This is a genomic window from Marmoricola sp. URHB0036, assembly GCF_000426045.1.
In the GTDB taxonomy this organism is placed as follows: Bacteria; Actinomycetota; Actinomycetes; order Propionibacteriales; family Nocardioidaceae; genus Marmoricola.
This window is the reverse complement of sequence record NZ_AUEP01000010.1, coordinates 1-22724: the sequence shown is the minus strand read 5'-3', so window position 1 is coordinate 22724 and position 22724 is coordinate 1. Positions and strand designations below refer to the sequence as shown.

20 protein-coding genes are annotated in these 22724 nt (G+C 70.5%); 13 read left to right on the top strand and 7 right to left on the bottom strand.

Annotated features, from left to right (window positions below; genetic code table 11):
- Position 1 precedes the first annotated feature (1 nt).
- From H976_RS0112250 to H976_RS0112240, 3 genes are all read left to right on the top strand, one after another.
- Complete coding sequence (locus H976_RS0112250) at positions 2-616, top strand: nitroreductase family protein (protein WP_027861777.1); 615 nt, start codon at positions 2-4, stop codon at positions 614-616.
- Positions 617-805: 189 nt separating this feature from the next.
- Positions 806-2134, top strand: coding sequence for a M20/M25/M40 family metallo-hydrolase (locus H976_RS0112245; protein ID WP_027861776.1), 1329 nt, complete (start codon positions 806-808; stop codon positions 2132-2134).
- Positions 2131-3570 carry an MFS transporter gene (locus tag H976_RS0112240; RefSeq protein WP_027861775.1) on the top strand — a complete coding sequence of 480 codons (1440 nt, stop codon included), beginning with the start codon at positions 2131-2133 and terminating at the stop codon, positions 3568-3570. Before H976_RS0112245 ends, H976_RS0112240 begins: the two co-directional genes overlap by 4 nt.
- A gap of 10 nt (positions 3571-3580) precedes the next feature.
- On the opposite strand, the gene H976_RS0112235 is transcribed toward H976_RS0112240, so the two are convergent.
- Positions 3581-4402, bottom strand: a complete 822-nt coding sequence (locus H976_RS0112235; protein ID WP_027861774.1) for an SMP-30/gluconolactonase/LRE family protein — start codon at positions 4400-4402, stop codon at positions 3581-3583.
- 81 nt (positions 4403-4483) lie between these two features.
- On the opposite strand from H976_RS0112235, the gene H976_RS0112230 reads away from it, so the two are divergent.
- Positions 4484-5029 carry a DUF1992 domain-containing protein gene (locus H976_RS0112230; RefSeq protein WP_027861773.1) on the top strand — a complete coding sequence of 182 codons (546 nt, stop codon included), beginning with the start codon at positions 4484-4486 and terminating at the stop codon, positions 5027-5029.
- Here the strand turns inward: H976_RS0112230 and H976_RS0112225 are convergent.
- The gene (locus H976_RS0112225) at positions 5026-6039 is read right to left on the bottom strand and encodes a M48 family metallopeptidase (RefSeq protein ID WP_027861772.1); all 1014 of its coding nucleotides are present in this window, start codon (positions 6037-6039) and stop codon (positions 5026-5028) included. The two genes, H976_RS0112230 and H976_RS0112225, sit on opposite strands and share 4 nt — an antisense overlap.
- Entirely contained in the window at positions 6036-6533 is a 498-nt protein-coding gene (locus H976_RS0112220; RefSeq protein ID WP_027861771.1) for a hypothetical protein, read from the bottom strand. Before H976_RS0112220 ends, H976_RS0112225 begins: the two co-directional genes overlap by 4 nt.
- A gap of 104 nt (positions 6534-6637) precedes the next feature.
- Here H976_RS0112220 and H976_RS26030 point away from each other — a divergent pair, with 104 nt between their 5' ends.
- Complete coding sequence (locus H976_RS26030) at positions 6638-7300, top strand: TetR/AcrR family transcriptional regulator (protein ID WP_155918209.1); 663 nt, start codon at positions 6638-6640, stop codon at positions 7298-7300.
- Positions 7297-7710: a hypothetical protein gene (locus tag H976_RS0112210; RefSeq protein WP_027861770.1), complete on the top strand. Its 414-nt coding sequence runs from the start codon at positions 7297-7299 to the stop codon at positions 7708-7710. The genes H976_RS26030 and H976_RS0112210 overlap by 4 nt, the downstream gene beginning before the upstream one ends.
- Before the next feature lie 67 nt (positions 7711-7777).
- Here H976_RS0112210 and hutU read toward each other — a convergent pair whose 3' ends face one another.
- Entirely contained in the window at positions 7778-9451 is a 1674-nt protein-coding gene (gene hutU / locus H976_RS0112205) for a urocanate hydratase (RefSeq protein WP_027861769.1), read from the bottom strand.
- Positions 9448-11031: a histidine ammonia-lyase gene (gene hutH, locus H976_RS0112200; protein ID WP_051276750.1), complete on the bottom strand. Its 1584-nt coding sequence runs from the start codon at positions 11029-11031 to the stop codon at positions 9448-9450. The genes hutU and hutH overlap by 4 nt, the downstream gene beginning before the upstream one ends.
- 89 nt (positions 11032-11120) lie before the next feature.
- Between hutH and H976_RS0112195 the strand changes: the two genes are divergently transcribed.
- The 3 genes from H976_RS0112195 (at position 11121) to H976_RS0112185 (ending at position 13626) form a co-directional block, all read left to right on the top strand.
- Positions 11121-12062, top strand: coding sequence for a hypothetical protein (locus H976_RS0112195; RefSeq protein WP_027861767.1), 942 nt, complete (start codon positions 11121-11123; stop codon positions 12060-12062).
- Between the two features lie 104 nt (positions 12063-12166).
- Positions 12167-12760: a DUF6318 family protein gene (locus H976_RS0112190; protein ID WP_027861766.1), complete on the top strand. Its 594-nt coding sequence runs from the start codon at positions 12167-12169 to the stop codon at positions 12758-12760.
- On the top strand, positions 12757-13626 hold the full coding sequence (locus H976_RS0112185) for a hypothetical protein (RefSeq protein WP_027861765.1): 870 nt from the start codon (positions 12757-12759) through the stop codon (positions 13624-13626). Before H976_RS0112190 ends, H976_RS0112185 begins: the two co-directional genes overlap by 4 nt.
- A 137-nt stretch (positions 13627-13763) precedes the next feature.
- On the opposite strand, the gene H976_RS0112180 is transcribed toward H976_RS0112185, so the two are convergent.
- Complete coding sequence (locus H976_RS0112180; RefSeq protein WP_027861764.1) at positions 13764-14336, bottom strand: HAD family acid phosphatase; 573 nt, start codon at positions 14334-14336, stop codon at positions 13764-13766.
- A gap of 96 nt (positions 14337-14432) precedes the next feature.
- On the opposite strand from H976_RS0112180, the gene H976_RS0112175 reads away from it, so the two are divergent.
- The 3 genes from H976_RS0112175 to H976_RS28815 are packed head-to-tail and all read left to right on the top strand — an operon-like array spanning position 14433 to position 19032.
- Positions 14433-15191, top strand: coding sequence for an IclR family transcriptional regulator (locus H976_RS0112175; RefSeq protein ID WP_027861763.1), 759 nt, complete (start codon positions 14433-14435; stop codon positions 15189-15191).
- A 4-nt stretch (positions 15192-15195) separates the two neighbouring features.
- A complete protein-coding gene (locus tag H976_RS0112170; protein ID WP_036226164.1) occupies positions 15196-16380 on the top strand; it encodes an MFS transporter in 1185 nt (394 codons plus the stop codon).
- Between the two features lie 30 nt (positions 16381-16410).
- Positions 16411-19032: a hypothetical protein gene (locus tag H976_RS28815; RefSeq protein WP_051276749.1), complete on the top strand. Its 2622-nt coding sequence runs from the start codon at positions 16411-16413 to the stop codon at positions 19030-19032.
- On the opposite strand, the gene H976_RS26020 is transcribed toward H976_RS28815, so the two are convergent.
- Positions 19013-19726: a haloacid dehalogenase type II gene (locus H976_RS26020; RefSeq protein WP_051276748.1), complete on the bottom strand. Its 714-nt coding sequence runs from the start codon at positions 19724-19726 to the stop codon at positions 19013-19015. The genes H976_RS28815 and H976_RS26020 overlap by 20 nt on opposite strands.
- 203 nt (positions 19727-19929) lie before the next feature.
- On the opposite strand from H976_RS26020, the gene H976_RS26015 reads away from it, so the two are divergent.
- On the top strand, positions 19930-22724 hold a 2795-nt coding region (locus tag H976_RS26015; protein WP_027861761.1), incomplete at its 3' end, for a heterodisulfide reductase-related iron-sulfur binding cluster.

Sequence of the window (22724 nt, the reverse complement as noted above, 5' to 3'; positions counted from 1 at the left end):
CATGGAGTTCGCCGACGTCGTACGCCGCCGCAAGATGGTCCGCAACTACACCGACGAGCCCGTCGACCCAGCTGTCGTCGACCGTGCCCTCGACAACGCCGTGCGCGCGCCGAGCGCCGGGTTCAGCCAGGGCTGGGGCTTCCTGGTCCTCGACACCCCCGACGAGGTACGCCGCTACTGGGCCGCCACCGCCGACGACCTCGACCAACCCGACGAGTGGCTGGCCGGGATGATGCGCGCGCCAGTCGTGATAGTGCCCTGCTCGAGCAAGGCGGCCTACCTCGGTCGCTATGCCGAACCCGACAAGGGTTGGACCGACCGCGACGAGGCTCGGTGGCCGGTGCCGTTCTGGCACATGGACGCCGCGATGGCCTCGTTGCTGATCCTGCAGACAGCGGTCGACGAGGGACTCGGCGCCTGCTTCTTCGGCATCCCGCCCGAGAAGGTGCCGGCCGCGCGCGCCGAGTTCGCCATCCCCGAGACGTTCGACCCCGTCGGCTCGATCACGCTCGGCCACCCCGCCACGACACCGGGCGCCCAGGGCTCCCCCACCCGGCGGCGACGCAAGGACCTCGACGAGGTCGTGCACCGCGGCAACTGGCGTGCGACCGACTGACATGGGACCAGTCCATCCAATCCGGGCGTCGGATGCCAGCCGACCCTGGTGGCGGCTGTCTCGGATCCGAGATCGAGGGACCATTCCAGCACGAGCAGGGTTATCGTGCTTTCCTCCCCAGCGCTCGAGAGGGCCTCGTCCTACGCGGTTCGAGGCCCTCTCCCCACCTCCACCCACTACTTTGCTCTCGTGGGGGACAGCGAGGTCGTCGAGAAGCTGCGAGCGCTCGTCCGCATCCCCACCGTCTCCCACACCGACGAGAGTCTGATCGACCCGGCTCCGTTCGAGGAGTTCCGACGCGTTCTGGCCGAGGCGTTCCCCCTGCTGCACGAACGGCTGGCGCTGCACCAGGTCCGCGACCACTCGCTGTTGTTCCGGTGGGAGGGGTCCGGCGAGGCCGACCCGGTCGTGCTGATGGCTCACATCGACGTCGTCCCGATCGAGGAGTCGGCGCCGGGGCAGCACCCGCCGTTCGGGGCCGAGATCCACGACGGCGCGATCTGGGGCCGCGGCACGCTCGACGACAAGGGCTCGCTGGTCGGCATCTGTGCCGCCGTCGAGCGGCTTCTCGAGCAGGGGTTCGTCCCGACCCGTGACGTCTGGCTGTCCTTCGGCGCGCGCGAGGAGGTCTCCGGAGCCGACGCGGCCGCCGCGGTCGAGGAGCTCCGCTCGCGCGGCGTGGCCCCGTGGTTCGTGCTCGACGAGGGTGGAGCCGTCGCGCACGAGGCGTTCCCCGGCGTGACCTCGCCGCTCGGGGTCGTCGGTGTCTCCGAGAAGGGCACCACCACGATCGAGCTCCGCGCCGAGGGGCGTGGGGGTCACTCCTCCACGCCCGAGCGGGGTGGACCGACCGCGCGCATCGCCCGGGCCGTCGTACGACTGGAGAAGCGGCCGTTCGCCCCGTCCCTGCCCGAGCCGACGCTGGAGCTGTTCACCCGGATCGCGCCGCACGCCCCACTGGCGCTGCGCCCGCTCTTCGCCAACGCCCGGCGGTTGCAGCCCCTGGTCAAGCGCGCCCTGGTGCTGGCCGGCCCCGAACCCGCCGCCCTGGTGCGTACGACGATGGCGGTCACCATGCTCTCCGGTTCACCGGCCCACAACGTGATCGCGTCGAGTGCCACCGCGGCCGTCAACCTGCGCATCCTGGTCGGCGACACCGTCGCCTCGGCGACCGAGCACGTGCGCAAGGCCATCGCCGACGACTCGATCCAGCTCGACCTCGTCGACGTCAACGAGCCGAGCCCGGTCAGCCCGACGGACGACCCCGCCTTCGAGCTGATCACCTCCACGATCACCGAGCTCTTCGCGGACGCCGTCCCGACGCCGTACGTGGTGATGGCGGCCACGGACTCCCGCTACTTCACCGCCATCTGCCCACGGGTCTACCGGTTCACGCCGTTCCGCATGACGAAGGCCCAGCGCGAGAGCATCCACAGCCACGACGAGCACATCGGCGTCGAGGACTTCCTTCACGGTGTCCGCTGGTACACCCGCCTGATCGAGAGGTTGCCCGCATGAGCACCACGGACGCCGCCGCCCACGAACGCAACCTCGTCCCCGGGCTGGCCACGATCATCGGCTTCCTGGTCTGCGTCGAGATCGCGAGCGGGATCCTGCAGGGCTACTACACGCCGATCTTCAGCGACATCGCCGACCACCTCTCCATCCACGACGCCGACGTCAACTGGTTCGAGGCGGCGCAACTGGTGGTCTCGGCCCTGGCGGTGCCGATGCTGGCCAGGCTCGGTGACCTGATCGGGCACCGACAGGTGCTGCTCCTGTCGACGGCCGTCACCGCCCTCGCCTCGTGGGGCGTGGCCTTCGCGCCCACCTTCGCGACCTTCCTGGTCGCCTGGGCGATCCAGGGCTTCTACGTCGTCTGGCTGCCGCTCGAGGTCTCGATCATCCACCGCCGCACGGCCGGCACCGGCCAGCAGGCACGCCTGACCCGGCGGGCCGCCGCGTTCCTGGTCGCTGCTCTTGAGCTCGGCGTGATCGCCGGCGCTCTCACCAGCGGCGCCCTCGTCGAGTCCACTTCGATGACGGCGCTGCTGATGATCCCGGCGATCGCGGTGAGCCTGTGCTTCGTGGTCGTCTGGTTCGGCGTCGCCCCGACTCCGCCTGTCGCGACGGGTCGCCTGGACATGCGCGGGTTCTGGCTGGTCTCGGTCGCGATCGGGCTGGTGATGGGCGGTCTGATCCTGGTGCGCCTGCAGGGCCCGGGAGCGCCGCTCGCGTGGGTGGTGCTCGTGCTGGGCCTCGTCGCGTTCTGGCCGTTCGCGCTCGCCCAGCTGGCGGCCGAGGAGCCGCTGATCGACGTACGCCTGCTCGCGACGCCCGCCCAGTGGCCGGTGCAGCTGACGGCGTTCCTGTTCGGCATGTCGGTGCTGGGCGCGCAGATCCCGCTGTCCACCTTCGCCCGCACCGATCCAGACGAGGCGGGCTTCGGCCTCGGTGCCTCGGCCAGCTTCGTGTCCACGTTGATCGGCGTCTACGTGATCGCTCTGGTGGCGGGCGCCCTGCTGCTACCGGTGGTGGCCCGGTTCGTCGGCACGCGCGGGGCGATGCTCGGTGCGTGCGTGCTGGTGGCGATCGGCTACGGGCTGTTCATCCCGCTGCACGACTCGACCGCGCAGACGCTGGCCAACATGGCGATCGCCGGCCTCGGTTCGGGCGCGCTGGTGGCGGCGCTCCCAGCGGCTGCAGCAGCGGCGGCGCCGGCCGACCGCACCGGCTTCGTGACCGGCATGACCAACACCACCAAGACGATCGGCGGCGCGATCGCGTCGAGCATCTTCGCGATCGCCCTGTCCTCCACCGGGTCCATCGCCGACGCCAAGGCCGGCCACGCTCCGTTGTCCGGCTACATCACGGTCTGGGCCGTCTGCTCGCTCACTGCCCTGGTCGCGGCCCTCAGTCTCTTCGTCGTACCGAAGGACGCGTTCACCGACTGACGCCGCTTGGTCAGGGGCGTCCCGCGTGCGGTGCCGGGGCCCGGTGCACCAGCAGCTGCCCGCTCGGCTCGCCCTGGCCGATGCCGCTGGTGCCGCCCCACTCGTTGGCGACCACATACAGGGTGCGGCCGTCCTCGCCGCCGAGCATGCACGCGAAGCAGCCCCGGTCGGCCTGCACCACCTCGAGCACCTCGCCGCCCTCGGCCACCCGGACGCACTGGCGGTGCGGCACGTCGGCGTACCACGTCGCTCCCTCCGCATCGAGGCAGATCCCGTCGGGAGCGGCGTCGCCGAGGTCGGCCCAGACCCGCCGGTGGTCGAGCCGACCGCCCGGGCCGATGTCGAAGGCCGTGAGGCAGTGCCCGTAGGACTCGGCCACGACCAACGTCCCGCCGTCCGGGGTGACGGCCATCCCGTTGGGGAACCAGACGCCGTCGGCCACCTCCTCCGAGGACCCGTCGGGACGGACCACCCAGACGAAGCCCGGCCGCGGCTCCTCACCGCCCATCAGGTCGAAGCCGGCCGCGTTGACGAAGGTGTTTCCGGCCGGGTCGACGACGATCTCGTTCCAGGCCTGGTCCATGGCGCCGTACGGCGTCAGCGAACCGTCCTCCTCGACCGTCACCACACCTCGGGTGCTCGTCAGGACGGTGCGTCCGTCCAGGAGCCAGTCGACGGAGAACGGCAGGCCCGTCATGGTCAGCTCGACGGTCCGCTGCCCGTCGACGTCGTAGGACAGCACCTCGCCGGCCACCCAGTCACACACCCACAGCCGACCGTCGTGCCAGCGTGGCGACTCACCCATCCGCAATCCGGTCGCGAAGACGTCCACGTGCGTACCTCCCTGTCGTCACTATGACCTCTGGGGAGAGACGAACTCATCGGCTAGCCTCCGGAAGCGGGGGTGATTCCCATGGCCGAGGACCCTGATCGACGACCGGACCGTGCGCGAGACCAGCGCACCGGCGGTGACTCCGCTGCCGCGCGCATCCGCAACCAGACCCAGTGGGTCGACCTCCAGGTCAAGCGGGCCATGGAGCGCGGCGAGTTCGACAACCTGCCCGGCGCCGGCAAGCCGTTGGGCGACCTCGGCTCACCGCACGACCGGGACTGGTGGCTGAAGAAGCTGATCGAGCGCGAGCGGATCAGCGTCCTCCCGGCTGCTCTTCAGCTGCGCAAGGACGACGCCGAGCTCGACGACCTGCTCGACCGGGAGGCCACCGAGAAGCAAGTGCGCACGATCGTCGAGGACTTCAACCGGCGCATCGTCGAGGCGCGACGCCAGCTCCAGGGCGGCCCGCCCGTGGTCACTCCCACCCGGGACGTCGACGTCGAGGTCGAGCGCTGGCGGGAGCGGCGCCGGCCGACCCGGAAGACGGCCGACTCGCCTCGACCAGTGCCACCCAAGGAGCCTCGGCGTCGTTGGTGGCGGCGTAGTGAGGAGCAGCGAAGGCGCTAGGCCTCTCCGCGGCGGAAGGTCTCGTCGAACCAGCCCTTGACGCTGCCCACCACGCCGGCGGTCTCCTGCACGAAGCGGCCGAGGGCGTCGGAGGTGTTGCGGAACGACTCGGTGTAGCTCTGCGCCGCCTCGCGCGCTGCCTCGCTCACGTCGGCCGACGCGTCATCCTCGCGGCGCGGGTAGGTGCCGGCCAGGATCGCGGTGTAGGCGCCGCTGTCGACCCAGCGTCGCAGCTCCTTGGCCCGTACGACGGCGAAGGGATGGGACACCCGCTCGACCAGCGTCAGCCGCAGCACCGACTCGCGCAGGTCACCGGACTCGTCGTACTCCGCGCCCTGGGCGAAGAACGAGGTGGTGTCGAGGTCGTCGAGGTGCCCACCGCTGGCGAGCTTCATGTGCACCCGGAAGGCCACCTGCGGGTCCTGGGTGGCCAGCAGTCCGGCGCGGTCGGCCGAGAGCTCGGCCTTGCGTGACCACTCGAACAGGGCGGCCACGATCACACGGATGCCCAGGCCGCCCAACGGGACGGTGCCGAGCACGCCGCTGAGGACCAGCAGTCGCTGGAGCAGGGTCTGGTAGACCGCGTGCCCGCTGAGCGCGTGACCGAGCTCGTGGGCGATCACGAAGCGCAGCTCCTCCTCGTCGAGCAGGTCGACCAGGGCGCTGTTCAGCACGATGGTCGGCTTGTTCATCCCGATCGTGGAGGCGTTCAGGAACGGGTTGGCGCTGACGAACATCTCGGGCAGCTCGGTCGCGTCGAGGGTCGCCCCGACGTCGGTGAGCAGTCGGTGCAGCCGGGTGAACTGGCGCTCGTCGACCTTCACCGCGTCGCCGAGCAGCGAGAGCCGGACGGCGCGCTCGTTGATCAGTCCGGACAGTGCCTTGAGCACCGTGTCGAAGCCGCGCAGCTTGCGCAGTGCGACCAGGGCCCCCTTGTCGGCGGGATGCTCCCAGGCGCGCGAGCTGATGCCGGGGAGCGGCGTACGGGCGCGGACGGGCTTCTCGGTCATGACATTCCCTCTGGCTCTCGGGCGGCGGGTCGCGTGCGGTACCAATCGTTGGCACCGCCGATGAACAGCAGGACCAGCACCGCGATGCCGCCGAACAGCGAGACGAACGGGACCCCGAGCCAGAACATCGAGGTCGACACCACGACGGTCGCCCCGGCCGAGAGCGCCAGCAGGATCCGGGCCCAGTTGCGGCCCGTCAGTGTCCACCACGCCAACAGGCAGGCAGCGACCGACCAGACGGCGATGCCGACGGCGACCGCGACCAGGAGCGGCCGCGAACCGTCGAACGAGTCGAGAATGGGTTCGCCCGCGCTCATCAGGAAGGTGAACATCGAGGCGGTGCCGAGGAGCGTGACCGCCGACGCGGTCCAGGTCACGATCGCCGCGGCCAGCACCGTGCCGGGACGCCGCGGGCCCGACGACTCGGGAGGCACCGTCCAGCCGGGTGGGTACGGCGCAGGCGTGAGCTGCTCCCCGAGCGGAGTTTCGGACATGGCGCGCATTCTGCCTGCCGCTCCCCGCGTCGCGCTCGCGAATGCCCGAGTCTCCGGGGCCGGGACCCGGTGGCCTTCCTGACCGGTCGTGATAGATTTCGACCGTGCGGTCGAAAAAACCATCGGATGGTCAGGGCACCTTCGTCAACCAGGCCCGGCGTCGGCAGTTCGTGCAGGTCGCGATCGAGTCGCTCGTCGAGCGCGGCTACCAGGCGACCACGATCGCCGAGGTCGCCCGCCGCGCCGGCGTCTCCAAGAGCGTCGTGCTCTACCACTTCTCCTCGCGCGCGGAGCTGATGGAGGCCGTGGTCGTGCAGGTGTACACCGATGCCACCCCGCCCCTGCGAGCCCAGCGCGCGGAGGCACGGACCGAGCGCGAGCGTGTTCTCACCTACGTGCGAGGTGCGGTCAGCTGGGCGTGGTCGCACCAGACCGAGGCCCGCGCCGCTCGGGAGGTCGCCCGCAACCTCCGTCGCGACGACGGGAGCCCGTGGTTCGAGACCGAGGACGACGACCCACTGATCGCAGTGGCCCAGGACCTCCTCGAGACCGGGCAGCGGGCCGGAGAGCTGGCCGACTTCGATCCCTGGACCCTCGCGGTGCTGCTCCGCTCCACCATCGACGGGCTGGCCGAGCAGTTCATCTCGGACCCCGAGCTCGACGGGCCCGCCGTCATCGACCACTTCGTGCACCTGGTCGACCGGATGATCACGTCTCCACCGGGGAAGCCCTCCCGCGCCCGGCGTACGACGGAAGGACCGTCATGAACACCACGACCGCGCTACCGGCCGAGGCCAACGTGACCCTCGACCGGGCTCGGCTGCTCGTCGGCTGCTACCTCGCGCTGAGCCTGCTCACCCTCGGCGCCGTCGCACTCCTGCACGGCGACCACGCCGCCGTCAACGACGCGGTCTGGGTGCGCGGCAGCATCGTCGCGCTCACCTCGATCCTGATGTTTGCCTTCGCCACCCGAGCGGCGCAGGGCTCGAAGGGCGGCCTGGTCAGGCTGCGGATCGTCTCGGCGATCATGCTGGTCGCGATCGTGGTGATCGTGTCGCTGCCGGACCCGTTCCCGCTGTGGCTGAAGCTCGAGCAGGCTGTGTGCGGCGTGCTCCTGCTCGGCGTGTGCGTGCTCGCGAACGGGCGAGCTGTGCGCGAGGCGTTCTCCGGGCGCTGACGGGTGACCAGGGGTCCGGGCACTAACTAGACCTGCCACCTGGAAGGTCTACGTAGTGCTGCCGGACCTAGCCCTCCTGCATCGGGATCCGCACGCCGCGCTCCGCGGCCACCTCGACCGCTCGGTCGTAGCCGGCGTCGACGTGGCGGATGACGCCCATGCCGGGATCGTTGGTGAGGACCCGCTCGATCTTCTGGGCGGCGAGGTCGGTGCCGTCGGCGACGCAGACCTGACCGGCGTGGATCGAGCGACCCATGCCGACGCCACCGCCGTGGTGGATGGACACCCAGGTGGCGCCCGAGGCGGTGTTGACCAGCGCATTGAGAAGCGCCCAGTCGGCGATCGCGTCGGAGCCGTCGAGCATGGACTCGGTCTCGCGGTACGGCGAGGCCACCGATCCCGCGTCGAGGTGGTCGCGGCCGATCACGACCGGGGCCTTCAGCTCACCGGAGGCCACCATCTCGTTGAACTTGAGGCCGGCCAAGTGGCGCTCGCCGTACCCCAGCCAGCAGATGCGCGCCGGCAGTCCCTGGAAGGAGACCCGCTCGCCGGCCATGGTGATCCACTTGCGCAGCCGCTCGTTGTCGGGGAACAGCTCGAGGATGGCGCGGTCGGTGGCGGCGATGTCCGCGGGGTCACCGGAGAGCGCGGCCCAGCGGAACGGGCCCTTGCCCTCGCAGAACAGCGGCCGGATGTACGCCGGGACGAAGCCGGGGAACTCGAAGGCGCGGGCGTACCCGCCCTTGCGGGCCTCGTCGCGGATCGAGTTGCCGTAGTCGAAGACCTCGGCGCCCTTGTCCTGGAACTCGACCATCGCCCGGACGTGCGCGGCCATCGAGGCCTGGGCGTCCTTGGTGAACCCCTCGGGGTCGCGCTTGGCCGCGTCGTGCCAGTCGGCGAACGAGACCCCGATCGGCAGGTAGGAGAGCGGGTCGTGCGCTGACGTCTGGTCGGTGACGATGTCGATCGGCGCGTCCTGCTCGAGCAGGGCCGGAAACATCTCGGCCGCGTTGCCGAGCACCCCGATGGACAGGGGCTCCCTGGCGTCGCGGGCCTCGACGGCCAGCGCCACCGCGTGCTCCAGCGAGTCGGCCTGTACGTCGAGGTAGCGGTGCTCGATGCGGCGCTTGATCCGGCTCTCGTCGACGTCGATGCAGATCGCGACGCCGTCGTTCATGGTCACGGCCAGCGGCTGGGCGCCGCCCATGCCACCGAGGCCGGCGGTCAGCGTGATGGTGCCGGCCAGCGTTCCGTTGAATCGCTTGTCCGCGACGGCGGCGAAGGTCTCGAAGGTGCCCTGGAGGATGCCCTGGGTGCCGATGTAGATCCACGAGCCGGCGGTCATCTGGCCGTACATCGTCAGCCCGAGGTCCTCGAGGCGACGGAACTCCTCCCAGTTGGCCCAGTCGCCGACGAGGTTGGAGTTGGCGATCAGCACCCGCGGCGCCCACTCGTGCGTGCGGAAGACACCGACCGGCTTGCCGCTCTGCACGAGCATCGTCTCGTCGTCGGCCAGGGTGGTGAGGGTGCGCACCAGGGCGTCGTAGGACTCCCAGTTGCGCGCCGCCTTGCCGGTGCCGCCGTAGACCACCAGCTCGGCGGGGTTCTCGGCGTTCTCCGGGTCGAGGTTGTTCATCAGCATCCGCAGCGGCGCCTCGGTCTGCCACGAACGCGCGGTCAGCTGGGTGCCGTGGGCGGCGTGGATGGGGAGACGGGGGTTGCCAGAAACAGGCGTGGTCACTGCAGTTCTCCGATCACTTCTTCGACGGCATGGAGGACGGCGCCCGACCGGACCAGCTCGACGGCTGTCTCGATCTCGGGCGAGAGATGACGGTCGGGGCCGGGACCCTGGATCCCCGACGAGCGCAGCAGGTCGACCACGGCACCCGTCGCCGGTGAGGGCGACAGCGGACGACGCAGGTCGAGGGCACGGGCGGCGGTCAGCACCTCGATGGCGACGACGCGCGCCAGCCCGTCGACCGATCGACGGAGCTTGCGGGCGGCCGACCAGCCCATCGAGACGTGGTCCTCCTGCATCGCGCTCGACGGGATCGAGTCGACGCTGGCGGGGTTGGCGAGGCGCTTGAGCTCGGAGACGATCGCGGCCTGGGTGTACTGCGCGATCATGTGCCCACTGTCGACGCCCGGGTCGTCGGCCAGGAACGGCGGCAGGCCGTGGCTGCGGGCCTTGTCCAGGAAGCGGTCGGTACGACGCTCGCTGATCGATGCGACGTCGGCAGCGACGATGGCCGCGAAGTCGAGCACGTAGGCGACCGGCGCACCGTGGAAGTTGCCGTTGGACTCGACCCGTCCCTCGTCGGGCAGGACCACCGGGTTGTCGACCGCGCTGGCCAGCTCACGGCCGGCGACGGTCGCGCAGTGCTCGAGGGTGTCGCGGGCGGCACCGTGCACCTGGGGCGAGCACCGCAGGGAGTAGGCGTCCTGCACGCGGTTGCAGTCGGGACCGCGGTGCGAGGCGACCACGCCCGAGTCCTTCAAGATCGCGGTCAGGTTGGCGGCGGAGGCGGCCTGGCCGGGGTGCGGCCGGATGGCCTGCAGCTCGGGGGCGAAGACCCGGTCGGTGCCGAGCTGGCCCTCGACCGACATGGCGGCCGCGATGTCCGCCGTACGCATGAGGACGGAGAGGTCGCTCAGCGCCAGCACCAGCATGCCGAGCATGCCGTCGGTGCCGTTGATCAGGGCCAGGCCCTCCTTGGCCGCGAGCTCGACCGGGCTGAGCCCGGCCGCGGCCAGCGCCTCGGCCGCCGGGAGCAGCGCGCCGGATGCGTCGCGCACGTCGCCCTCACCGATCAGCGCGAGGGCACAGTGCGAGAGCGGGGCGAGGTCACCGGAGCAGCCGAGCGAGCCGTACTCGTGCACGACCGGGGTGATCCCGGCGTTGAGCATGGCCGCCATCAGCTCCGGCACCACGGGCCGTACGCCGGTCCGGCCGGTGGCCAGCGTCGAGAGCCGCAGCAGCATCAGGCCACGCACCACCTCCCGCTCGACCTCGGGACCCGACCCGGCTGCGTGCGAGCGGACCAGGGAGCGCTGCAGCTGGGCGCGCATCTCGGTCGGGATGTGCCGGGTCGCGAGGGCGCCGAACCCCGTGGAGATGCCGTACGCCGGCGTGGGGGCCGCGGCGAGCTCCTCGACGACGACGCGAGCCCGCTCGATCGCGGCCAGCGCCTCGTCACCGATCACGACCGGGGCCTCTCCGCGGGCGACCGCGACGACCTCGTCGAAGGAGAGCGCGCCCATGCCCACCTCGACAGTGGCCGGGACGGTGTCCGGAAAGTTGGTCGGGCTCGGCGTACTCATGCGACGATCCAACCTCGCGCGGGAGCCTGCTGCCAGCCCCGCACCGACCGCTTCGTCTCGGATCCGAGACGTGTCAGCAGAGGGAGACCATGCGTCGAGCACGACGGACCGTCGGACCGACTCCGCTGGCCGTCCTCGCCCTCGTCGTGCTCCTCACCGCCGGTTGCGAGGCGCCGCTCGCTCCGGACTCGAAGAAGGCCGACGCCACGGCCACGCCCTCCACCTCGGTTGCACCGACGCCAACCGCCAGTGCCTCCGAGCCGACGCCCACCGCGGCGACACCGTCCGCCTCCACCGTGCCGACCCCGTCGATCGAGGTCCCGGCGCTGCCCACTCCGCGCGACGTGGGTTCGCTGCTCGGCGGCGACATCAGCTGGCCGCAGTGCCCGAAGGGGATGGGCATCCCGGAGAAGCGGTCCGAAGGACTCCCCCTCCCCGACTCCTCGGCCCGCTTCGTGGTGATCGGGCTGACGAACGGCCCCGGGTTCGTGGCCAACCCGTGCCTGGCCAGCCAGGTCGCCTGGGCCAAGAGCCACCACCTGCTGGTGGCGGCGTACTCGGTGATCAGCGGGCCGACCCGCTTCTCCCCCTCCGGGGTGACGGGTGAGGAGCTGGGCCGTCGACAGGCGCAGTTCAACATCGCGAGCCTGAAGAAGGCCGGCCTGCAGACCCCGATCGTGTGGCTGGACGTCGAGTCGGTGCCGCACTTCGACTGGGGCTCCGACAAGCAGGCCAACGCGGCCGTCGTCCGGGGGGCAGCCCAGGGCTACACCGACGCCGGCTACGCGGTCGGCGTCTATTCCACGCCGTACCTCTACGAGTCGGTGGTCGGCGACCTCGCCCTCCGGGTGCCGGAGTGGCGAGCGGCGGGACAGACCTCCCGGGCCGAGGCCCTGCGGCGGTGCCGCCGCGACTGGGTGATCCAGGGCGGCGCCGGCGTGCTCGGCCAGTGGGTCGAGGACCAGCGCGACCGCAACGTCACCTGCCCCGGCGCCTCGGTCCAGCTGCCGCGCTGGTTCCACCAGTACTGATCGGCCGGCCCGGATCAGCACGCCCGAAACGACTGGTTTGGCGCGCCCCCGTGCTGGGCAGTAGAACTCTGCCTGGACCTGACGTCGACCACGAGGGGGAGATCGTGCGTCTCGGACTCGTTGCGCGAGCCACCGCCGTCACGGCGTTGACCGCGCTCCTGCTCGTCACCTCCGCGTGCGGTGGCGGCGACAGCAAGACACCGGCCAGCGCCCCGGTGCGCGAGGAGTCCCCGAGCGCCAGCCCGAGCCCGACCGCCACCCCGCCCCAGCTGCCGTCGGCCTCCGGCAACACCTCGGCCGGGCGGATCGCGTTCGCGACGTACTTCGTGAAGGCCTACAACTACGCCTTCGCCACCAACGACGCGACGCCGATCACGTCGGTCGGAGCCACCGGCAAGCGGACCAGGTGCACCATGTGCACCGAGCTGAAGACCTACCTCGACGGCCAGCAGGCCAAGGGCCTCCACCTCGAGCCCGCCGACCTGCCCGTCAAGCGCGCCTTCGAGACCGCGCGCGTCCTGGACAACGTCTGGGTCGTCGACATCCAGAGCCGGGCGGGGAAACGGGCCGACGTCGACGCCTCCGGCCACGCGGTGAAGACCTACCCCGCGAAGAAGAACTACCTGATCGAGGTCGGCGTCGCCTGGGAGAACGGCCGCTACCGTCTGACCGGCTGGAAGTCGGGGGAGAACAAGTGAAGCGAATACTCGTCGTCCTCGCCGTCCTGGCAGTGGCGCTGTGGGCCGGCGGGCCGGCAGCCGCCAAAGACGACCCGATCGGCGGCCAGAACACCGGTGACGGGACGATCATCAGCGGTGAGCACCAGGGGCAGACCGGCGTTCCCGGTGTCTACCACCCCGGGCAGCCCTACGTGCACTCCAGCGGCCCGCCCCCGCCGGTCTACAAGGACTACTACACGCCTGCGTGCATGACCAACGGTCCGCCCAACGGCGGTAGCGACGCCCTGTGCATGGCGGCGGTGTCGGTCTGCAAGACCCAGGGCCACGACGGTGACCTGTACATGCAGCACTGGCGCCAGCAGATCTCGCCGACGGTCGGCGGCTGGGACTTCGTCGGCAACGTGTGCCGCGGCGCCGACGACCCGGTCGAGCAGCAGCCGCAGATCACCGTCGAGATGGTGCTCGACCAGGCGTACGCCGCCGCCCCCAAGCCGACGGCCGTCGTACAGCCGGGGAACCGCTCGTACGTGAACCTGCCCAACAACTACTACGCCGAGGCGCCGAGCCAGACCATCCCGGTCGTCGTGCTCGGCCAGACGATCCCGGTGACCTTCACCGTCACCGACGTCCGCTGGGACTTCGGCGACGGGGCCGGCGCCACCGGTACGGGAATCAAGGACGCCGCGCTCCACCAGCCCGGCGCGATCGAGCACGGGTACGCCGCCCAGGGCAGCTACACCATCACCGCCACCAGCGTGATCTCGGTGTCCTTCACCATCCCCGGCGGCGGACGTCAGGACCTGGCCGGCGCCCTGGAGATCCCGAGCGCCGCGACCACCCTCCCCGTCGGCGAGATCCAGACCCGGGTCGACAGCACGTCATAGGTGGTCTCGACTGATCGCTCGCTGGCGCTCGCTGCTCGACCAGCTTGCGGTTGCCGCGGCCGGTGACCATCAGGTGGTCGAGCAGTGAGCGAAGCGAACGGATGGTCGGGACCAGTCACCGCACGCCGAGAGCAGCCTCAGCCGAGCCGGTTGCCGTAGTTGGGGAGGCGGTAGGCGCGCTCGTAGTTGCCGCCCACGAAGTCGGTGCTGCGGTTGCCGATGTTGGCGATGATCGTGAAGCCGTTGTTGACGAACGACTGCCGGCAGCGCTGCTTGCTGTGCCGTAGGGCCTCACCCTTGTAGTGCGCGCAGAGGCCGTCGACCGGGTAGCCGGCGCGCTTGAGGGCGGCGATGGTCTGCCCGCGCTGCTTCACGTTGCGGCCGGTGTTGAACAGGATGTAGACGCCCTTGCTCTTGGCGTACTTCACCAGGCGCAGCGTCGCCGCGACCGGCTTGCCGGTGTCGTAGTACGTCGCCAGCGAGGTGTTGTCGATGTCGAGGTTGAGCGCGAGCTTCCTGCCACCCTGGTTCGATCCAGCTCGGGCGACCCGGTCGCGCACGAAGATCCGGGAGCCGTTCAGGGCCTTGTAGGTGTCGGAGACCCACTGCTTCTTGCTGGGCAGTCCGGCCGCATCGGCGGTCGAAGGAACCACCAGGGTCAGGGCCACGGCCAGTGCTACGAAGGCGGCCGCGAGTACGCGTCGGGGCATGGGGAAGTCTGCCTCTCATCGGGTCGGGCTCCGAGTACGCCCGATTCGTCCCGCCATCCTGACACTGGTGGTGCCCGTGGGACTAGGTTTTCCGACATGAGCCAGGTCCCGGCCGCCACCCGCACGCTCCGGGTGCTGCGCTTCCTGGCCGCCCAGCCCGACCCGGTGCCGCTCGAGCGGCTGGCCGCCGCGCTCGACCTGCCGCGGTCCACGGCGTACCACCTGGTGAACGCGATGATCGAGCAGGGCTTCGTCACCCACATCGCCGAGGACCGTCGCTATTGCCTGGGGGTGGCCGCCTTCGAGGTCGGCATCGGCTACGCCCGGCAGGCGCCGCTGCAGCGGATCGCGCACCGGCCCCTGGCCGCGCTGGTGGACCGCATCGGCCAGTCGGCCCACCTCGCCGTCCCGCACGGCCGCGACGTGCTCTACGTGCTCGAGGAGCGAGCCCCGGGCCGGCGACCACTGGTGACCGACGTCGGCGTACGCCTGCCCGCGCACCTGACCGCGAGCGGCCGGGCGATCATGGCTGCCCTCCCGGAGAACCAGGTACGCGCCCTCTACCCCGACAAGAGCGCGTTCGTCGACCGGCACGGTCGGGGGCCGCAGAGCCTCCGGGCGCTGCGCGCCGTGCTGAGCGAGGCCCGGGCTCGCGGCTACGCGACCGAGGACGGCGAGATCACTCCTGGTTTCGCCTCGGTCGCCGTGGCCGTCCTCGACCACAACGGCATCCCGCTGGGCGGCATCGCCACCACCTACGACAGCCACGAGGAGGTCAACCTGCCCGAGCTGGTCGCGGCCGTGTCCGCCACCGCGACCACCGTGAGTCGCCGCCTCGGTCGCCCTCTAACGTGAGGCGGTGACCTCCCTCGACGCCTCCAGCATCTCGGTGGCGCGGCGGTGGTCGATGCTCGCGGCCAGCGTCGCGGCGCAGGCGGGGGCCTCGGTGGCGATCAACGGACCGGCCTTCCTGATCCCGCAGCTGCAGGACGACCGCGGGCTCTCGCTGGCCCAGGCCGGCACCGTGGCCGCCGCCCCCATCGCCGGGGTGATGCTCACCCTCTTCCTCTGGGGACTGGTCGTCGACCGCATCGGCGAGCGCGCGGTGCTCCTCGCCGGCCTGGGGGGTACGACGCTCCTGGGGATCGTCGCAACGATGGTGCACGGCACCCTCCCCCTCGTGGTGGTGCTGTTCCTCGTCGGGATGTTCGCTGCCTGCACCGGCTCGGCCAGCGGGCGGATCGTGGTCGGCTGGTTCCCGCCCCAGCGCCGAGGCCTGGCCATGGGCATCCGTCAGATGGCCCAGCCGCTGGGAGTGGCCATCGCCGCGGCGACGATCGCCGTCGTCGCCGATCGGGTGAGCGTGTCCGCCGCCCTGTGGATCCCGGTGGTCGCGACCGCGCTGGCGTGCCTGTCCGTGCTGGTCCTGGTGATCGACCCGCCCCGGCCGGCGCCGACCGACGCGCTCACCGCGAACCCGTACCGCGCCGACCATTTCCTGGCCCGCGTGCACGGCGTCTCGGTGCTGCTCGTGGTCCCGCAGTTCCTGGTGTGGACCTACTCCCTGACCTGGCTGGTGCAGCACCGGCACTGGTCGGCCGCCGCAGCCGGCGCGCTCGTCGCCGGCACCCACGTCCTCGGCGCGTTGGGTCGGATCGGTGTCGGCCAGCTCTCCGACATGGTCGGGTCCCGGGTGCGGCCGCTGCGCTGGGTCGCCATCGCAGCGGCGGTGACGATGGGGCTGCTGGCGCTGACCGAGCCGCTGGCGGTCGCGGTGGTGCTGATGGTGGTCGCCTCGACGGTCACGGTCGCCGACAACGGACTGGCCTTCACCAGCGTGGCCGAGCGGGCCGGCTCCTACTGGTCGGGACGCGCGCTCGGCGTGCAGAACACGGCGCAGTACCTCACCGCGGCTGCGGTCGCCCCGATCGCCGGTCTGGCCATCACGCACTGGGGGTACGCCGCGACGTACGCCCTGGCCGCGGTGTGCCCGGTGGTCGCGCTGCCACTCGTCCCGCGACGCGACGCGACGAGCGCCGAGTAACCGACTGCGCGGTTCGCTCGTTGAGCGGCCATGCTCCGACAGAACGCGCGCGAGAGCGCTGCCCGCCGGCTCATCGTCGTCAGTGCCCTCACGCTGGGAGCCCTGGTGGTGGGGTTCGTGGTGCCCGGCACGTTCTTCGGCTCGCCCTCCTCCGGGCTGGCCGACGGCTACAAGAAGGCGTACGTCGCGCAGGCGAAGAACACCCGGGCGACGGCCCGGGCCGGCGCCCAGGGTGCCGACACCGTCTACCTGCCCGACGGCTCGCACATCCACCCCAACGGCCTGGTCGACGACGGGCACAACCACAACGACCCGGCGACCAAGAACTCGGTCTCCCGCTCCGCGCCCACCACCGACGCCGAGACGGCCGACCCGACCACCCCGACGCAGGCGCGACTCGCGGAGGACGACGCCGCCGCGCAGCGCAACCAGACCGAGCCCGCCCTGACCCACGTGCCAGTCAGCGCCGGCCACGCCGCCAGCCCGACGAACCGCTACAACATGTTCAACGGCTGCTACGGCCTGCAGTCCACGAAGTCCGGCCGCTGGCTGACCGACACCAACGTCCCCACCTTCGCTGCTGCCTCGGAGAGCACCGGCACCCCGCTCTACTTCAAGCCGACCGCGCTCGGCCGCTACCTGCTGTACAGCCCCGAGCGTCGCTACCTCGACGGCGGCACGGCCACGGCGACGTACGCCGACGCGGGCGGACCGAGCAACGACTGGGTCGTGCAGATGCCCAGGGCCGGCCAGTTCACCTTCCAGATCCCCGGGAAGGGCTACCTCACCGACGGCGCGGCCAACGCCACGATCACGAGTACGCCGACCCCGCTGCGCCTGCACCTCCGCACCGGCTGCACCGACTTCCCCGAGGTCAGCACCAACGTCTCGGGCAACCCGATCGCCGGCGTCAGCAGCATGCAGGAGACCCGCGGCTTCGTCGACGCGCACACCCACGGGATGGCCTTCGAGTTCCTCGGTGGCGACGTGCACTGCGGCCGGCCGTGGTCGCCGTACGGCGTGGAGGTGGCGCTCCTTGACTGCCCCGACCACTACCTGACCAACGGCTACGGCGCGGTGATGGAGGACTTCCTCTCCGGGACCACCCACCACGACCCGGTCGGCTGGCCGACCTTCAAGGACTGGCCGGCGCCGGACTCGCTGACCCACGAGGGCACCTACTACAAGTGGATGGAACGCTCCTGGCGCGCCGGCCAGCGGATCCTCGTCAACCTGCTCGTCGAGAACAACAAGCTGTGCGAGCTCTACCCGCTGAAGCGCAACTCCTGCGACGACATGGACTCGATCCGCCTGCAGGCCAAGGACATGTACGCCCTCCAGGACTACGTCGACGCCCAGAACGGCGGTCCGGGCCAGGGCTGGTACCGGATCGTCACCACGCCCGACCAGGCCCGCAAGGTCATCAACGCCGGCAAGCTGGCCGTGGTGATGGGCATCGAGACCTCGGTGCCGTTCGGCTGCACCCAGAAGCTCGGCGTACCCGACCTGAAGTGCACCGACGCCTCCATCGACAAGCAGCTCGACGAGGTGCGCAAGATGGGCGTCACCCAGATGGAGCTGGTCAACAAGTTCGACAACGCGCTCGCGGGTGTGGCCGGTGACACCGGCGCGACCGGCTACCTGGTGAACAGCGCCAACGCCCTGGAGACCGGTTCCCCGTGGCGGATGCAGACCTGCAACCCCAACGACCCCGAGGTCCACGACAAGGACCAGGACAACTCGGTGCCGCTCGACTCCAACCAGGTCCCGGCGCAGGACGCGCTGTTCGGTGCCGTCGCGAAGGCGTCCGGCGTCCAGCTCCCGGCAGTGCCGGTCTACCCGGCCAAGCACCACTGCAACTCGATGGGTCTCTCCTCGCTGGGCGAGCACACCATCCGCGGCCTGGCCAAGCGGCACATGATCTTCGACCCCGACCACATGAGCGTGAAGGCCCGCAAGAGCTCGCTCGACCTGATCGACGCCCTCGGCTACAGCGGCGTCGTGTCCAGCCACTCGTGGTCGACGCCGGACGCCTATCCCCGGATCTACCAGGAGAAGGGCTTCATCACGCCGTACGCCGGTGACAGCAACGGCTTCGTCGAGAAGTGGAAGCGACACCTCACCTGGACCAACCCCAAGACCTACTGGGGCTTCGGCTTCGGTGCCGACATCAACGGCCTCGGCGCCCAGGGCAACCCGCGTCCCGACGCCGCGAAGAACCCCGTGACCTACCCGTTCACCACGCTGGGCGGTGTCAAGGTCGACCAGCAGGTCAGCGGCCAGCGCGTCTACGACATCAACAAGGACGGCGTCGCGCACTACGGGCTCTACCCGGACTGGATCCAGGACCTGAAGATGCAGGCCGGCCCCGACATCGTCAAGGACATGTCCCGTGGCCCCGAGGCGTACCTGCAGATGTGGGAGCGCGCGTACGGCGTGAAGTCCAACGCCTGCACCAACCCGGGGACGAAGCTGTCGCCTTCGACCTTCACCACCAGGGTGAAGCCCGGCATGACCTCCTGGCAGACCCTGACCGCCGTGGGCCAGCCCGACCGGCGCCTCGGCACCACCTTCAGCTACTGCTCGACCGGTGGCCGGGTGACCGTGCAGTTCAGCAGCGCCGACAAGGTCGTCAAGGTCGTGCGCTCCTGACCCCTGGAGCCTGGTCGTCCAGGATGGGCTCGGCGACGACGTCGAGGAGTTGGGTGAGATCGGTGACGGTGGCGGTCGGTGACGTGAAGGTGCCGGGGTACGCCGCGCCCGCACGGTTGACCCAGACTCCGCGCAGCCCGGCCCGGATGGCTCCGTCCACGTCCCAGGGGTGGCAGGCGGCGAGGACCATGTCCCACGGCGCCACTCCCAGCTGCGCCGCGGGATATCCGTAGGCCGCGGACGCCGGCTTCCAGGCCGTCTGCTCCTCCACGGAGAACAGCTGTTGCACGTGCTCGAGGAGTCCGGCGCGCTCGAGGAGGCGGTGCGCCAGGCTGGTCGATCCGTTGCTCAGCGTGACCGTGCGGAAGCCGTGCGCCGAGAGCCGGCGCAGTGCCGGGGCGACGTCAGGGTGCAGGGACAGGTCGCGCAGTCCGGCCATCACGTGCTCGACCGCGTCGTCCAGCGGGCGGTCGAGCCGCCAGCGCGAGAGCAGCGTCCGGGCCGCCTCGCGGGCCACGTCGGCGAAGACCGGACGGACATCGGCGATCGACAGCGCGAAGCCGTCACGCAGGGTGGCGGCGAACCACAGGTCCGAGGCGCCTGGGTCGGCGCCGACCTCGACGAACCGCTCCGCGAGCGGCCGCAGGTCGGAGAGGGTCTCATTGACGTCGAGGACGATCACCGGCTGTTGCACGTGATCCCGTTTCCCGCAGAACGCGACCTCATGCCGGGGCAGGCTCATCGGGTTTCCCCGGGCACCCGGATCCGAACAGTTACCGGTAGGTAGCATTTGTCACACCCAGTACGCCTGCCGCGCCCCGGCGGTTTGCCCGTAGTCTGCGAGCGCCGGACCCTCCCCGACGGCCGGCTCTTCGCACGACAAGAGTGGAGTGACACGTGGTTCTGGTGCTCATCGTCGGCCTGCTGATGACCGTGGTCGCCCTGTCGCTCGCGGCCCAGCGGGCGTTGTTCCTCTACCGCGCGATCAGCCACGGGCAGCCGGCGCCCGATCGCATCCACGGCGCCTTCGGCCGCGTCGGCACCACTGTGAAGCGCCAGCTCGTCGAGGTCCTCGGCCAGAAGAAGCTGCTGAAGTGGTCGATCCCCGGCGCTGCGCACTTCTTCGTCTTCTGGGCGTTTCTGATCCTCGGCACGGTCTACCTCGAGGCGTACGCCGTGCTGCTCTCGCGCGACCCGGAGTGGAGCTGGTTCGTCTTCGGCAACTGGGCGGTGCTCGGCTTCCTGCAGGACTTCATCGCGGTGATGTGCCTGCTCGGCATCGGCACCTTCTGGTGGATCCGGATCGTGAACAACCCCAAGAACCAGGGACGCAAGTCTCGCTTCTTCGGCTCGCACCTCGGTCCGGCGTACCTCACGCTGTTCATGATCTTCAACGTCATCTGGACGCTGTTCCTGTTCCGCGGAGCCGTCCAGGCGCGTGACATGGGGACCGACGACGGCTACGGCAAGGCGGCCTTCGTCTCCTACGGGCTGGGCAAGGTGCTGCCGGACAGCACCGCCCTGATCGGCATCGGCCTGCTGCTGCACATCGGGGTGATGCTGGTCTTCCTGATCTTCGTGCTCAACTCCAAGCACCTGCACATCTTCGTGGCCCCGCTCAACGTGATGTTCGGTCGCGATCCGGTGGCGCTCGGTGCGGCCAAGCCGATGATGTCGGGCGGCAAGCCGCTGACGCTGGACGACCTCGAGGACCTCGACGAGGACGCCAAGCTCGGCGTCGGTGCGGCCGAGGACTTCAGCTGGAAGGGCGTCCTCGACATGACGAGCTGCACGGAGTGCGGCCGTTGCCAGGACCAGTGCCCGGCCTGGAACACCGAGAAGCCCCTCTCCCCCAAGCTGATGATCATGGCGCTGCGCGACCACACGCTGTCCAAGACGCCGTACCTCCTGGCCGACGAGGGCAAGCGGGACAGCATGGTCGAGGGCAACGAGAAGCTCGCGCTCGAGGTCGAGCGCCCCCTGGTCGGCGACACCGGCGACGACTGGTTCTACATGCCCGACAGCGGCGCCGCCGTGATCGACCCGGACGTGCTGTGGTCCTGCGTCACCTGTGGTGCCTGCGTGCAGCAGTGCCCGGTCGACATCGAGCACGTCGACCACATCGTCGACATGCGCCGCTACCAGGTGCTGGTGGAGTCGAACTTCCCCAGCGAGCTCAACGGCCTGTTCAAGGGCATGGAGAACAAGGGCAACCCCTGGAACATGTCGCCCACCGCCCGGCTGGACTGGGCCAAGGACCTCCCGTTCGAGGTCAAGGTCGTGGGCGAGGACGTCGAGGACCTCGACGAGGTCGACTGGCTGTTCTGGGTCGGCTGCGCCGGCGCCTACGAGGACCGCGCCAAGAAGACCACCCGCGCAGTGGCCGAGCTGCTCGACATGGCGGGGGTGTCGTTCGCCGTACTCGGCAACGGCGAGACCTGCACCGGTGACTCCGCTCGCCGCGCCGGCAACGAGTTCGTGTTCCAGGGCCTCGCGGCGCAGAACATCGAGACCTTCAAGGAGCACAAGGTCAAGAAGGTCGTCTCGACCTGCGCCCACTGCTTCAACACCCTGAAGAACGAGTACAGCCAGCTCGGCATCGAGCTCGAGGTCGTGCACCACACCCAGCTGCTCAACCGGCTGGTGCGCGAGAAGAAGCTCGTCCCGGTCGCGTCCAACGGCGGCGGCGGCAAGCGCTCGGTCACCTACCACGACCCGTGCTACATCGGCCGCCACAACGGTGTGTACTCCCCGCCGCGCGAGCTGCTCAACGTCATCCCCGACGCCGAGCTCACCGAGATGCCGCGCAACTCCGAGCGGTCCTTCTGCTGCGGCGCCGGCGGTGCCCGCATGTGGATGGAGGAGACCATCGGCACGCGGATCAACGAGACCCGCACGATGGAGGCCGTCGAGACCGGCGCCGACCAGATCGCCGTCGGCTGCCCGTTCTGCCGGGTGATGCTCTCCGACGGCCTGACCGCCGCGCAGAGCAAGGGCGACGCCCGCGAGGAGGTCGAGGTCCTCGACGTCGCGCAGATGCTGCTCGCCTCCGTGAAGGGCGAGTCCAAGCCGGCCGCGAAGAAGGCCGCCGCCGCGTCGAGCTCCGGTGCTGCTGGTGGTGGTACGGCGACCGCGACCATCGAGCGCGAGGAGTCCTCCACCGACGAGGCCACCAAGGCCGAGCCCGACGCCGACGACGTCACCCAGACCGAGGAGACCGTCACCGACACCGAGGACGTCGGCCCGGCCGCCAAGGCCTCGGGCGGCAGCTCACTGTTCGACGTGGGTGACGACGACGCCGACGCGTCCTCCTCCGACGAGCCTGCCGCGAAGGCCGAGCCGGAGGCGAAGACCGAGGAGAAGAGCGGCGGATCACTGTTCGACCTCGGTGACGACGAGCCTTCCGAGGACCCGGCGCCGTCCCAGGAAGCGAAGGCTTCCGAGGACGCGCAGGCCGAGCCCGAGGCCAAGAACGAGGAGTCCTCCGACGGCTTCGGCGGCTCGCTGTTCGACGTCGACGAGGACGACTCCACCGAGGAGCCGGCTGAGCCCACGACTGAGGACACCGGCGAGGACGTCGACCGCAGCCAGGACGACGCCGACACCGACGTAGAGCCCGAGGCCGACCAGGAGGTACCCGCCTCCTCCGGCACCACCAGCACCCCCGGCACCGAGATCCCCGAAGGCGGCTC

Bases quoted from the DNA above. Each gene is read 5' to 3' on its own strand.
- H976_RS0112250 (WP_027861777.1), top strand. From the start codon at position 2: ATGGAGTTCGCCGACGTCGTACGCCGCCGCAAGATGGTCCGCAACTAC.
- H976_RS0112240 (WP_027861775.1), top strand. From the start codon at position 2,131: ATGAGCACCACGGACGCCGCCGCCCACGAACGCAACCTCGTCCCCGGG.
- H976_RS0112230 (WP_027861773.1), top strand. From the start codon at position 4,484: ATGGCCGAGGACCCTGATCGACGACCGGACCGTGCGCGAGACCAGCGC.
- H976_RS0112225 (WP_027861772.1), bottom strand. From the start codon at position 6,039: ATGACCGAGAAGCCCGTCCGCGCCCGTACGCCGCTCCCCGGCATCAGC.
- H976_RS0112220 (WP_027861771.1), bottom strand. From the start codon at position 6,533: ATGTCCGAAACTCCGCTCGGGGAGCAGCTCACGCCTGCGCCGTACCCA.
- H976_RS0112210 (WP_027861770.1), top strand. From the start codon at position 7,297: ATGAACACCACGACCGCGCTACCGGCCGAGGCCAACGTGACCCTCGAC.
- hutH (WP_051276750.1), bottom strand. From the start codon at position 11,031: ATGAGTACGCCGAGCCCGACCAACTTTCCGGACACCGTCCCGGCCACT.
- H976_RS0112195 (WP_027861767.1), top strand. From the start codon at position 11,121: ATGCGTCGAGCACGACGGACCGTCGGACCGACTCCGCTGGCCGTCCTC.
- H976_RS0112180 (WP_027861764.1), bottom strand. From the start codon at position 14,336: ATGCCCCGACGCGTACTCGCGGCCGCCTTCGTAGCACTGGCCGTGGCC.
- H976_RS0112175 (WP_027861763.1), top strand. From the start codon at position 14,433: ATGAGCCAGGTCCCGGCCGCCACCCGCACGCTCCGGGTGCTGCGCTTC.
- H976_RS28815 (WP_051276749.1), top strand. From the start codon at position 16,411: ATGCTCCGACAGAACGCGCGCGAGAGCGCTGCCCGCCGGCTCATCGTC.